The following is a 13,317-nucleotide window of genomic DNA, read 5'->3' on the forward strand; positions in this document are numbered from 1 at the left end:
GCATCAATAGCGGGTGCGGTCGAGCGCGAGCAGCGTCTCGCAGGCACGCGCGAGCCCGCCCCACAGTCGCGAATAGCCTTCGACGCCCATCGCGAGCACTTCCTTCAAACCGCGCAGCGGCGCGTCCTCGATCGTTTGCTCATCCCAGTCGAGCCACGCGTCGGCGCGGCCGAACGTGCATTGCACGAGCTGCCGCTCCTGTTCGAGCGTGAGACCGTCGAAGCGCACGCCGAGGTGCCGTCCGACGCAGCGGCTCACGTACACCGGAAAATGGAACTGGCGATCGCCGCGGCTCAGGCACACGCCGAGGCTGTCGCCCGGCGCGAGATTCAAACCCGGCTCGACGTCGAGACCAAGGCCGCCGGTCGAATAGTCGCTGGTCGTGCAGGCGAGCGTCGAGCCGTCCGTGAGCAGCAGCGTCGCCGCCGCGCGCATCGCGATCCGATGCGTGACGCGCACCTGCTTCGCCTCGCGCGCGACGCTCGCGGCCGCGCCGAGCATCACGAGGTTGTAGAGCGTCCAGAACACGTTCATCAGGATCGTTGCCGTTTCGCCGCCCTGCCCGAACATGAGCCGGTACACGCCGGCGGCGAGCGCGCCGGTGTTCAGTAAGAGCAGCACCAGATACGGCTTCGAGGTCGACCAGTCGAAATAGCCCTCGCCGATGCGCCCGCCCTTGTCGGTCACGTTGAACTTGCCGTGCCTCGGGCTGAAGAACGCAACGGTCGTCGGCAGCACGATGTACCACGCGAGCACCGACTCGTAGACTTCGGCCCAGAACGAGTGACGGTACTTGCCCTGCATCCGCGAGTTCGCCACGTTCGCGAGCACGATGTACGGCAGCACGAAGCCCGCGATCGTCGTCGCCGATGCGTTGATGAAGTACATCTGGAAGAACAGGTACGCCATGGGCATCGTCAGGAACACGAGCCGCGGCACGCCGTAGAAGAAATGCAGCATCGCGTTGCCGTAGCAGAGCCGCTGGAAAAAGCTCAGCCCGCGGCCGACGAACGGATTGTCGATGCGGAAAATCTGCGTCATGCCGCGCGCCCAGCGCGTGCGCTGCCGGATATGGCTCGCGAGGCTTTCGGTCGCGAGACCGGCGGCTTGCACGGTCGGCAGATAGGCGGTCGTGTAGCCGCGCCGGTGCAGCTTCAGCGCGGTGTGCGCGTCTTCGGTGACGGTCTCCACCGCGATGCCGCCCACTTCTTCGAGCGCCGCGCGTTTGAGGATCGCGCACGAGCCGCAGAAGAACGACGCGTTCCACAGATCGTTGCCCGACTGCACGAGTCCGTAGAACAGATTGCCCTCGTTCGGCACGCGGCGGAACGTGCCGAGGTTGCGCTCGAACGGGTCCGGCGAAAAAAAGTGATGCGGCGTCTGCACCATCGCGCAGCGCGCGTCGCGCAGGAACGTGCCCATCGTCGTTTGCAGGAATGAGCGCGTCGGCACGTGATCGCAATCGAAGATCGCGACGTACTCGCCTTGCGTGCTGGCGAGCGCGCTATTGATGTTGCCGGCTTTCGCGTGACGGTTGTCGTCGCGCGTCAGATAGCCGATCCCGCACGCCTGCGCGAACGCTTTGAATTCCTCGCGGCGGCCGTCGTCGAGCAGATAGACGCGCAGCTTGTCGGCGGGCCAGTCGATGCCTTGCGCGGCGAACACGGTCGAGCGCACGACGGCCAATGACTCGTTATAAGTCGGGATATAGATATCGACGCTCGGCCAGCTCGACGTATCAGCTGGCAGACTGGCGACCGCGCGATTCAGCGGCCACGCGGTCTGCACGAAACCGAGCAGCAGAATCACCCACGTATACGCTTCCGCGCCGAACAGCAGATAGCCGAGGATCGCCTCGCCCGGCGTCTGGAACGACAGCGTCTGCGTGACGCGCCACCAGACATAGCGCACCATCGCGAGCAGCGCGAGCGTCGTCAGGATCAGCACGGGCATGCGGCCCGGAAAGCGTCGCACGATCAGCGCGACGATCACGAGTACCGCGAAGAACGCGAACTGACCATCGGATTGCAGCGGCGCAGTGCCGATCACCGCCCATAAACCCGCACCCGCGGCAACCATGAGCGGCAGCAGCCAGCGAATGTGGCCGACGCGCTGGGTCGCGTCTTCGAGCCGCGTGCCCCAGCGCTGCCACGGCAAGCTCGCCAGCAGCGCGTCGATACGCTCGCGCCCGCGCCGCCCGAGCAACCATAGCGGCACGAGCCAACGGTCGATCCACGCGGCTAGCACCCGTACCGTCGCCGCCGCGCTTCTCGACGACGGACGCAGCGCGCGCACGAACGCGCGCCACAGCCATGCGCGCAACCGATGCGGCTCGAGCACGCCCCATTGCAGCGCGAAATGCAGCACGGCCGCGCGAATCCAGCGGCGCGCGTAGTCGGGCTTGCCCGGCGCGGCCGGTTGGAAGAACAGCCGCACGAACCAGTCGAGCGGCGTGCGCGTCGCGCGCAGGCCGAGGCCGCGCGCGAGCCAGTCGAGCGCGCGCTTACGCATCGAACGCATTTCGCGCGCGTTCATGAGGCGCCGCCCCGCCGATCGAGCGGCGCCGTGGCTTCGGTGAGCCACGCGTCGAGCCAATTCGCGAGCCCCTGCAGATCGTGCGACGCCTGTGAATGCGGGGCGTCGTCGAACAGCCACGTGCCGCGCGCGAACGACTCGGGCAACGCGCCATCGAAATGCACGCGCTGCGCGAGCGGCAGCTTGTCGCCGAGCGCCCCGCCGAGCATCGCCAGCACGTCGCGCTGCATGTCGCGCGCGGGATTGAGCCGGTTCACGATGATGCGCAACTGCGCGCACGCATCGCGCAGCGCGCCGAGCCGCGCGACCAGCGTCGCGCAGGCGGCCGGCTCGGGCGGCGTCACGCACAGCGCGAGGTCTGCGCAACGCAGCGCGTGCTCGGCCTGCTGCGACGGATAGCGCGCGGTGTCGATCAACACGACGCCATCGCGTGGCAGATCGAGTTCGGCGAGCGCGTCGGCGAGCCAACGCGGATCGGCGGCGAGGCGTGCGTCGCACTGCGTGCTTTGCGCGGCGGACACCGCGCCGTACGGCACGAACAGCACGCCGTCCGCGTTGCGCCATGTGCAGGCATGCCATGCGGTATCCGCGTCGAGCAGTGCCTGCGACAGACCGGTCGCCGCGAGACCGTCGATGCCGAGCTGCGCGCCGAGCATGTTCTGCGGATCGAAGTCGAGCGCGACAACCTGGCGGCCGCGGCGCGCGAGCAGTACCGCGAGCGCGGCGGTCAACGTCGTGCGGCCCGTGCCGCCCGCGGTGGAGACGACGGCGATCGTTTTCATCGCGCCACCTCGTCTTGCGTCGTATCGAGTGCGGGCAGCAGACGCGCGCGCAGCGCGACCGGCTCGATGCCGCACGGCACCGCGTCGCGCGGATCGAAGCCGCGCATGTCCGCGAGACCGCGCCGTACGCCGACGCGCTGCCAGACGACCCATACCGGCAGCGCGACGAGCATGCCGGCCACGAAACAGATCAGAACCAGTTCGATCATTCGATGCTCCTCGCGCGCAGCGGCATCGCGCTGGGTTCCGCGCGACGGCGCCGCGGCGTGGAATGGGATGGGAGGCGCTCAGCAGCGGGTGGCTTCGCCACGGTTGATTCGATAGGCCAGGCGGGTCCAGTCGTTGGCGCGGCCGCGCTTGCCGCCACCGCGGCGTCGGCTTCGAGCTCGGCGCGCGCATGAACCAACACCTCTTCCACCCGCGCCAGTTGCGCGGCGGCCACGTGCGCCCCTTCGCGCGCGGCTTCGTCCGGTGCTGCGGCGAGCGGTGCGCGCCAAGGCGCGCCATCACGCATGGACGCTGCGAACATATCGCTGTAATCGGCGATCCGATTACGCCGGTTGGCCGCTTCCAGCGCGTCGAGTTCAGCGCCGATGCTCTGCTCCGCCAGATGCACGAGCGTGTCGGCGAGCCGTTCGACCGGCACATCGATGATCCGAGCCAGCGCGGCGTCCGCATCGGCGAGCCGGCAGGCGAACAGGAACACATACAGATGCGACGCGTCGACGGTCAGCACGTCGCCCGCGCGACGCGGCACGCAGTGCTTCAGTGCATCGACGTGCGCGCATTGCGGCAGCAGCGTCAGCTTAACGAGCACATGCGGCAACTGCAGCACGGCGCTGCGTGCGAGCACGAGGCGCACGCGCTCGCAGAACGCGCGGGCCGGCAGATAGCCGCGCACGTCGTCGCTCAACGCGGCGCTCAAGGCACTGCGATAGTCGGTGGCGACCGGACGCGTATGGAGTTGCCCCTGCAACGACTGCAGCAGCGACTGCATGCGCGAGAACGGCAGGTCGCGGCCGAGCACGAGGTTCGCGCCGAGCGTCAGCACCAGCAGCTCGTATTGATGGCGCAGCACTTCTCCCCGCTCGACGACGACGATCTTGAGCGCGCGCCCGCCCTGGCGGCGCAGCGCATGAACTGTCGCGCACAATGCGTCGAGCTGCGCGCCGCCCGCGTAATCGAGCACCACGGTCGCGGCCTGCGCATGGGCGCACGCGCTCAGCACCGCGGCCTGATCGGCGCACACCTCCCAATGCGGCGGCAGCCATGCCTCCTGACCGCACACCACCGCGCGGCTCACGACGACGCGCTGCTCGTCGCGCGCAAGCAGGCGTTGGCCGCGCGCGACGCTGTCCGCTGGCGTGTCGGGCGCGACGCTGAGGCGACCGCTATCGGTAAAGCGCAGCGAGCGGACTTCGCCCGTCACCAGTGTGCGATCCGCGCGCCAGAAGTCGGCATGCCACAGCAGCTCGCCGTGCGTGCGCTCCATCCGTGCGACGCCCGCGCATGCCGCATGGAACGCGTTGCGGTGCAGCGCATCGACGGCACCGTCCCGGGCGCCGCGCGGGTCGAGTGAATCGTCGTCGCCATTTCCATCGATGCCGAGCAGCAGCACCAGCGTGATACGCCGTGCCGCACACCAGTTCGCGAGCATGCGGGCTGCGTGCGCGAGCGCGGCAGCGTCGTGCCAGTTGAACCAGCGCTCGGCGCCTTCGATGAAATACAGCGAGCGGGCACGAAAGCCGAAGCGCTTCAGCGCGCGCAGACCGCCGAACAGTTTGCCGTGCGTCGCGGCGCTGTCGGCGTGCTGCTCCTGCGCTTGCGAGTCATCGACTGGCGGCATCGCAAGCACGTTCAGATTGCGCGGCCAGCCCGCGGCCGGTGCGCTGGCGCTGAAGCCCAACTCGCGCAAACGCTGGGCAACGGCCGCGCGCTCACGCGCGAGCACGACCGTCACGTCGCGAGTGAGCGCGGCGCGAGCGCTTTCCCAGATCAGCGTGTCGACGCCCGGCGTATCGACGCCCGGCGTGTCGGCCCCCGGCGTGTCGGCCCCCGGCGTGCGCGGCGCCGCATAGATCGCATACAGCTTGCCCGCTTCGAGCGCGGCCCATTCGTCTGGCAATGCCTCGATTGCCAGACGGCCGATCTGCTGTGCGCGACGCGGCGCATCGCCGCCGAACATGCGCAGCCAGCGTCGCAGAAAAGCGCGCACGGGAGTTTGGGTTGGATTCGAATCGGTGCTCACGTCTGCTGTCCCCGGTCTCGTTGCATCGCCGCTCAATAGCTCGAATAAAGCCGTACCGGCTGCGGCGACAGACGGTTGTCCTGCTTGCGCGCATCGAAGGTGTAGCGCAGATAGACGAGCGCGGCGCTCGGTGCGTAGTCATGCGAACGATCGATGCTCAACTGCCCGCCCAACACCAGATGCGGATCGACGCGATACTCGACGACGCCCGCGAGCCCATACGAAAACACGACGCCGCGTGTCGAGCTGCCTGCATTGACGAGGCTCTCGAGCCCCGGCGCCGCGCCGAGCCCTGCGGGCAGACCGTTCGGGTAGTACGGCGAATTCCGCTCATACGAGTTCGACACGCCCACGGTCGCGCTCAGATCCCACTTCAGCGCGCCGCGCCGCCCCAGCCATTCGAGCGGCACCCCGAGCGACAGATAGCGCTGCGGACTGTAGTAGCCGCCCTGCCCCAACGAATAGAAGCGCAGGTTGTTCGTGTAGTGCCACGCGTTGCCGACGAGGCCGGTGCTCACCAGTGCATTCGCGCGCCGATAGACCGGCATCGTGAAGCCGGTGCGCAGCGTGAATTCCTGATTGCTCGCGACGTTGCGTCCGCTCAGTTCGCCCGCGCCGAGATCGGCGAACAGGTTCGCCGCGCCGATATCGAGCGACGAATGCAGGTCGATACCGTCGCGGCGCACGCCGCCCCACACCGCGCCGGTCACCGGATCGTGCATGCCTGCATACGACAGCTGACTGCCCGTTTGCGGACGGCGCGAGCCGCTCAGCGAAAAGCTCGCCGGTCCCGCGTCGAACCGATAGCGCACGCCGCCGACGAGGTAAGACACGGGGAAACCGAGCGGCGTCGTGCCGACGTCGAAGCGCCACGCGTCGGACGTGTAGCCCGCGCCGAGCGCGACGCCAGTGGCCGGCTGATGCAGATACGGCAAGCGCGCGGCCAGCGTGGCGAGTTGCTGCGGCGACAAGCCGAGCGAGGTGCCGAGCTTGTCGGCCGCGCCGAAGGTGCCGAAGGCATCGCGTGTGGACGCGTTGGCGTCGCTGACGTCGAGCGTGCCCGCATCGAGACGCACGGTATCGAGGTGCGCGAAGAAGTGGCCGTCGTAGCGATACGGCATCTGCACGTACACCGGCACCTGCCACGCGCGCAGTTGCGAGATGCCCGCGTCGCCGGACTTATAGGCGGGCAGCCAGCCGGTCTCGATCGAGGGATTGCGACGCTGTTCGAGATCGTCGAGCGCGGCCCGCGCGGGCGTGCCATCGGGTCCCGCGCTCACGCCCGCCGAGCGTTCCTGCGCGAGCGACAAACGATAGAGCGAAGCGGCATCCTCGTACTGCCCGAGGTCTTCGGCGATGCGGCCGCTTTGCACCGTCACGTCCGGCCGCGTTGGATACGCGACGCGCAACGCCGCCGTGATCCGCTGCGCGTCGCGCGCTTCGTTCAACGCGGCGAGCCGGCGCGCGGCGGCGAGCCGCGTGTCGACGTCGTCGGGCGCGGCGCCGTCGAGCACGTCGTGCACGACGCGCAGCGCGGCGCCGCGCTGGCCGCTCTGCTCCAGCACGCGGGCCAGCGCGAGCTGCGCGTCCGCATCGTTCGGCTGCGCGGCTAGCAGTGGCGCCAGCGTCGCCCGCGCGGCCGCGTAGTGGCCCTGCACGCGCTGCAGATCGGCGAGTTCGAGCGCGTAGCGTTTGTCCCGCCGACCGGCCGGGCTGACCGCCGCGAGTCGCTGCCGGGCCGCTTCGTAATCCCCACGATCGATCGCTTCGTCGGTTTGCCGCAACGTCGCACGCAGCGCCTGGTCCTCGAGGCGCGCGCGTTGCGCGGCGTCCAGCTTCAGTTGCGGATCGCCACGCAACTGCCGAAGCCATGCGGACAGCTCCGCGTCGCGTCGCGCGCTGCCGAGCAGATCGCCGTAGCGCAGCCGCACGTCCGCGTCGGCCTCGTGCGGATGCGCGTCGATCCAGTCGCGCAACAACGCGAGGCCGCGGCCGGCATCGCCCGCATCGATCCACTGCGCACCGACCGACGCGAGCAGATTCGGATCGTCGCCGGCCAAAGCGTGCGCCTCGTCGAGCAGGCGGACCGCGTTTGCGCGATCGTCGCGCGCGAATGCGGCGCGCGCGTCGGCGAGCCTCCGTTGCGTTTGCAGATTGCGATCGAGCGCCCGCATACCATCAGTGCGGTCTTGCTCCGGGATCAGTGCGAGCGCCGCTTGGGCGCCGCTCAGGTCATCGAGCGAATTGCGGTAAAGCGCGCTCGCATAGCGCATCTCGGCCGATGACGCGAGCGCGAGACCCTCGTCCATCACGATGCGGCCGAGTTGCGGCAGCCCGAGATCGCGGTACAGACGCGCGAGCGCGAAACGCGTCCACGGTGCGTCGGGCTCGCTGCGCAATGCCGCTTCGTAGCGCTGCGCGGCGGGCCCGCGCGCGCCGTCGGCGAGCAACTGGTCCGCCTGGCTGGCGAGCAGATCGGCGCGCAGACGAGCGAGGCTCTGGCGATCGTCGGCGGCGGTGAAGCGGCTTTGCAACGCATCGATCAGCGGCTCGACCTGTGCCGCGCGGCCGGTGTTTTCGAAAAGCGTCTGCGTGCTGCGCAGCGCCGCCACGCTCGCCGCATGCCCGCTCAGCATCTCGCGCAGCAGCGGCTCGGCCGCGCTCCAGTCGTGCTGCGCGAGCAGCGCGTCGGCGAGCATCAGCTTCGCGTCCGCGTTGTCCGGCTCCATCGCGAGCGCCGCGCGTGCCGCCCGCTCCGCATCCTGCGGGTGGCCTGCCGCGGCGGCCGCGCGGCCTTGCGCGAGCGTTCCCCAGAATTGCGCGGTGCGCGCTAGACCCTGCCATTTCGCGCGATTGTCGGGCGCGAGCGAGGCCGCGCGCAGAAACAGCGTGCGCGCTTCGTCGTGCCGCCCGGCCCGCATGCGCGCGATGCCGAGACCGCCGACTGCGTCGGCATCGTCGGGACGCGCGCTCGCGGCGCGCGCGAGCAGCGGCTCGGCGGCCGCGAGATCGTTGCGCGCGAGCGCCTGCAGACCGCGCTGCTGCGCGATGTAGTCGGGGTTGCGTTCGAGTTGCCGTTGCGCGTCGAGGCGCGCTTCGAGTGTCGCGACGCGCTCGCGGAATTCGGTGTCGTCCGGCGCCAGTTGCAGATACGCGCGCAACGCCGGCAGATACGCGAGGTCCACACCCGCCGATTGCAGCACGTGACGCCACGTGTCGAGCGAGGCCGTGCGATCGGAGTCGGGCCGCGTCGCCAGATTCCAGGCGATGCGGTTAGCCTCCGCGCGCGTGTCGCCGCGCGTGTTCAGCAGATTCGCGAGCACCAGCGCCGCGTCGACGTCGGACGGATCGGCGGCGATCCGCCGATGCAGCGCGACGAGCGCCTGCTCGCGGCCCTCGGGCGTGCCCGCGAGAATCTGGTAGTACTCGGCGCCGAGCGAGCCCGACGGCGCACCGTGCGCAAACAGCAGCTGCAACCGCCGCGCCGCTTCGGCGGACTGGCCGCTACGCGCGAGCAGACGCACGGTCGCGAATTCCTCGCGGCCGTTCGTGGCGACGCGGAATTCGTCGTCGAGCTGCTGGATCGCCGCGCTGTCCGGCGCCTTGGCGCGCAAGCGCGCAAGCGTCGCCTGCGCGGCCTGCGCTTGGCCGAGACGCAATTCGATGCGCACCTGCTCGGCAAGCAAGGCCGGATCGCCGGGGGCGGCGAGCAGCGCCTTGTCGATCGCCTGCAAGGCGAGGTCGTCGCGATGCTTGGTCGACCACATGAGCGCGGTCGCGAGCAGGCGTTGCACGGCGGCGTCGTGTGGCGGCGCTATGGCTGGCAAAGCAGCGGGCGCTGCCAGTGTCCTTATCGCAGCCGTGCGCGCTGCAGCAGTGCGCGCGGCCGTCGTGCGCATCGCTTCGGCTTCGCTGGTACTGCCGTATACGTGTCGCGTCATCGCCGCGAGCCACGCGCACGCGAGCACGCCAATGCGCGCTGCGCGCATTACTGCGGCGCGGCGCGGCACGACGTGCTCCAGTGCGGATCGAGGGTGCCGTCGGCGGCGAAACGATAGCGGCCTTCGCGCCAGCCGAGCGCGAACAGGCTCAGCACGCTCGTGTAATAGCCGGCGGCCGTCTCGCGATCGAGCGCGGCGACGCGGGCGATCTGCGCATCGGCGAGCGCGCGCTGGCCGCGCGCATCGAGAAACGGCACGGCCGCCGCCGAAAATCCCGCGTTGCCCATGTTGATGCCGGCACGGCCAGTGGTCGCGTCGACTTTCTCGGGCGGCGCGCCGTGCGCGGCGATGAAGCTCGCGAACGGCGCGAAGCGCGCGAGCAGCGTCGGCGCGAGCGGATCGCGCCGGTCGAGCATGCCGGCCCACAGGTACACGCGAATCGCGTTGTAGGCGCTCTCGGCGTCGGTCTGCGCGTCGGGCGCGAAGCCGCGGCGCGCGCGGTACAACGCCCAGTCCGGCGCGAAGCCATGCGGCGCGGTGTCGATCAGGATGCGGCTCGTGCTCGCGAGCAAACGCGGCCAGCGCGGATCGCCGGGCAGCCGCGTGGCAAGGCCGCGCAGCACCTGCGGCGGCGTGTAGCTCGGATTGACGCGCCACACGTCCGCGTCCGGATGAAAGCCGACCGGGCCCGGCAGCAAGGTCAGGCCGAGCCCCGGCACGTTGGCCGTTTCCTCTTCGAGCACGCGCCGGGCGAGCACCGCGCCGCGCGCCGTGTAACTGCGCTCGCGCCATGCGTCGCCCGCTTCGAGCAGCGCATAGGCGATCCACAGGTCGGCATCCGAGGACGCATTCGCGTCGAGCACTGCCCAGTTGCCGTCGGATGAACGGCCCCACAGCCACGCCGGCAGGCGCGCGGTCAGGTCGCCCTGAGCGAGATGCTGCTCGGTCCAGCGCAGGATCGTGTCGAAGGCCGCGCGGTCGTTCGCGACGAGCGCGAAAAACAGTGCGTACGATTGCCCCTCAGACACCGTGCGCTCGTCGGGCGAGCCGACGTCGATGACGCGGCCATCGGCGGAAAGGAAATCGCGCTTGAATTGCTGCCAACCCGGCCAGGGTGCGGCGGTGCAAGCGGCGAGGTCGGCGCGGCTCGGCTCTAACGCTTGCGTGGCGAACGCGTCGTGACTGCTCGCAAGCGTCAGCATCGTGGCAAGCACCGCGGCTGACAGCGCCGCTGGCATCCTCGCCGCTGTTCGCACGAGGCTGCTCGCGACCCTCGCGCGCAGGCCCGCGCCACTTTCAACGCTCACCCCAGCACGGGCATCAACTCGCACGCCCAAGCCGCCGCGCGCTGCCCGCCGCAGCATCCCGCCCTTCGCCTGACTCATCGATCAGACTCCCCGGCGCCGCGCGGCCAGTTCCTGCAACGCGGTGAACGCGCCGATCGCGAGCAGCAAGCCGGCGAGCGCACCGAGCACGCCGAGCAGCACCGGATGCTGCATCGCCTTGCTCCACAACCGCGCATACCAGGGCACGTAGCCGACCAGATAGGTGTCGCCGACGCGCATGCTGTCCACCTTGCCATCGCGCAGCAACGCGAGGTCGCCCTGCAATTGCGCGATGCGGTCCGGCTTTTCGAGCATGTCGAGCAGTTGCGGCAGCTGCTGTTGATCGGAGCCGGTCAGCGCGACGACGCTGCGTCCGTGGCTGCCCGGCAATTCGAAGCCCATCAGCGCGGCAAGCGGTCCGTCGCGTTCGATGCGCGCGCCGCCATCCGGCCGATGCGCGCCGCTGCGCCGGGCGCCGCTGCGCCACTGCTCGTCGACCGCGAACGAGGTGCGCGCGAGCGGGCTCGATCCATCGGTGTCACCGGTCTGGGCACCCATCGTCAGCGGCAACGCATGCGGCCAGCGCGCGAGCCACGGCGCCGAGCCGTCGCCGCCGATCAAGAGCAGATCCTTGCCGCTCAGCTGCGCGAGCTCGCGCGGCCGCGCGACCTGTACGCGCAGCGCCGGATAGCCGGTCCACTGCCCCATGTGGCCGAGCATCGTCAGCAGGCTTTCGAGCTCCTGCGGCGCGGGATGCTCGGGAATCACGACAGCCGTTTGCGACAGGTCCGCGTAGCGCGTGAACGGAAAGCCGCTGTTCGCGAAGAACGCGAGGTTCGGCATCTGCGCGAAGTGGACGAAGTCGGAGAAGTCGATCGTCGAATCGGGATCGACCGCGGCCTGCACCGGATTCGTGGCGACGCCCTGGCATAACCCGGTCTTCTGCGAATCGAGATTGAAGCGCAGCTGCAACTGGTTCGAGCTGCCGATCCGAAACGCGGGAATGTCGAGCGCGCTCGTCGAGCGGTTGCCGTTGTTCGACAGCACCGGCAGTTGCAGGCGGCCCTGCGCGTCGTCGGCGGTCGCGAGCGCGAGCCGGTACGACTTGACCAGCTGCTCGTTGATCTGCACCGCGAGCGCCGAATTATTCTGCACGGTCGGCGCCGTGTAGCGGTACTTCAGATTCAGCGGCACGCCCGCGCCGTTCCACGAGTACAGATCGGCGGGCACGCGCAGGTTGAGGCGGATCGCGTCTGGCGAGCTGCCGCGCACCTGCAGTTGCGACGGATCGTCGACCAGCTCCTTGAACGCGACCGGCCGGTCGACCGGCAGCCAGCGCGGCGCGTCGTACGGTTTGCGCGGCGCGCCGGCGGCGAACTGCGTGATGCGCACCGCGGGCCCCGCGAGCGCGGTCGTGCCGAGCACGAGCGCGGTGCTCGCCTGATCGACTTCGGCGGCGCTGCGGCCGGTCACGATCAGCAGCTTGCGGTTCGGCGCGACGGGATTGTCGGCGACGATCAGCATCGGACCGTTGATCGGCGGCAGCGTGAGGCCGGCGGGCAACTGCTCGCTGCGCGCGACGACGACCGCGTGCGAATCGGTGGGCAACGTCGACAGCGCCGTAAAGCGCGCCTGCCGGTAATCGGCCTGCGCGCCGAACCACGAGGCGAGCACGCCCGCGCTGCGCAGCGTCGCGTTGTCGGCGCCGGCCGGCAGCACGAACGGCAGACGCAGCCGGCTCGCGTCGCGGTGATCGAAGAACGGCGCGGGCAGCAGTGCGAGATCGTCGGGCAAACGGATCGGCGCGGTATCGACGATGAATTCGCTCGACGGACTCACGTCGGCCCACAGCGCGGAGTTCTCTGGGTCTTCGCAATGCTCGAGCGTGTAATGCGCGATCAGGCGCAGACCGATCTGGTTGTAGTCGGTCAGAAAACGCGGATCGAGCGCGATGTCCTGTGTGACGAGCTTGCCGGCGTGCTCGCGATCGAACGGCACGGTCGCGACCACTTCGTTGTTGATCGACACCTTCAGATGCGACATCGCAAACACCAGCGACGGCGAATACGTGTAGCGCAAGCGCAGGCGCGCGGCCGTGACCACGCGATCGAGCCGCACGCCGAGATTGACGGTGCGCGCGTCTTCGACGCCGCGCAGCGTCAACGGCTGATACGCGCCCAGGGTCGCGAATGAAACGCGCGATGTGCTGGAGCCGGATGCCGGCGTTGGGACGCTGGCGTCGTTGTCGAGGTAGTGCGGGTTGACGTTGGCGGTGACGGCGCTCGCGCCGGCGACAGTGGGCGCGCTCGGCGCATTCGCGGCCGCGACGACGACAGGCACCGATGGCGCGGCGCCCGAGCCGACGGCATACAACGCGCCGACAACGGCGGTCAGCGAAAGGCAAAACGACACAACTGGTTTCATGAACAGCTCAGCTTGTTGGACCTCGACCGTGCGCGCTCGAGTGCGCCAACTACGGTGCGAAT

Annotated in this window: 7 protein-coding genes; all 7 read right to left on the reverse strand. The window is 69.6% G+C overall.

What is annotated here, in order from left to right; genetic code table 11:
- Positions 1-3 precede the first annotated feature (3 nt).
- The 7 genes from bcsA to bcsB all read right to left on the reverse strand — a co-directional run bounded on the left by bcsA (position 4) and on the right by bcsB (position 13,255).
- Entirely contained in the window at positions 4-2,535 is a 2,532-nt protein-coding gene (bcsA, locus tag OKW44_RS21270; RefSeq protein ID WP_018418585.1) for a UDP-forming cellulose synthase catalytic subunit, read from the reverse strand.
- Positions 2,532-3,317, reverse strand: a complete 786-nt coding sequence (gene bcsQ / locus OKW44_RS21275) for a cellulose biosynthesis protein BcsQ (protein ID WP_018418586.1) — start codon at positions 3,315-3,317, stop codon at positions 2,532-2,534. Before bcsQ ends, bcsA begins: the two co-directional genes overlap by 4 nt.
- The gene (locus tag OKW44_RS21280; RefSeq protein ID WP_018418587.1) at positions 3,314-3,526 is read right to left on the reverse strand and encodes a hypothetical protein; all 213 of its coding nucleotides are present in this window, start codon (positions 3,524-3,526) and stop codon (positions 3,314-3,316) included. Before OKW44_RS21280 ends, bcsQ begins: the two co-directional genes overlap by 4 nt.
- On the reverse strand, positions 3,523-5,502 hold the full coding sequence (bcsE, locus tag OKW44_RS21285; RefSeq protein ID WP_239499013.1) for a cellulose biosynthesis protein BcsE: 1,980 nt from the start codon (positions 5,500-5,502) through the stop codon (positions 3,523-3,525). The genes OKW44_RS21280 and bcsE overlap by 4 nt, the downstream gene beginning before the upstream one ends.
- 95 nt (positions 5,503-5,597) lie before the next feature.
- Positions 5,598-9,554, reverse strand: a complete 3,957-nt coding sequence (locus OKW44_RS21290; protein WP_018418589.1) for a cellulose synthase subunit BcsC-related outer membrane protein — start codon at positions 9,552-9,554, stop codon at positions 5,598-5,600.
- Positions 9,554-10,891, reverse strand: coding sequence for a cellulose synthase complex periplasmic endoglucanase BcsZ (gene bcsZ / locus OKW44_RS21295; RefSeq protein ID WP_018418590.1), 1,338 nt, complete (start codon positions 10,889-10,891; stop codon positions 9,554-9,556). The genes OKW44_RS21290 and bcsZ overlap by 1 nt, the downstream gene beginning before the upstream one ends.
- Positions 10,892-10,894: 3 nt before the next feature.
- Positions 10,895-13,255 carry a cellulose biosynthesis cyclic di-GMP-binding regulatory protein BcsB gene (bcsB, locus tag OKW44_RS21300; RefSeq protein ID WP_026225489.1) on the reverse strand — a complete coding sequence of 787 codons (2,361 nt, stop codon included), beginning with the start codon at positions 13,253-13,255 and terminating at the stop codon, positions 10,895-10,897.
- Between the last annotated feature and the right edge of the window lie 62 nt (positions 13,256-13,317).

The sequence above is a fragment of the Paraburkholderia lebeckiae genome, assembly GCF_050436325.1.
In the GTDB taxonomy this organism is placed as follows: Bacteria; Pseudomonadota; Gammaproteobacteria; order Burkholderiales; family Burkholderiaceae; genus Paraburkholderia; species Paraburkholderia tuberum.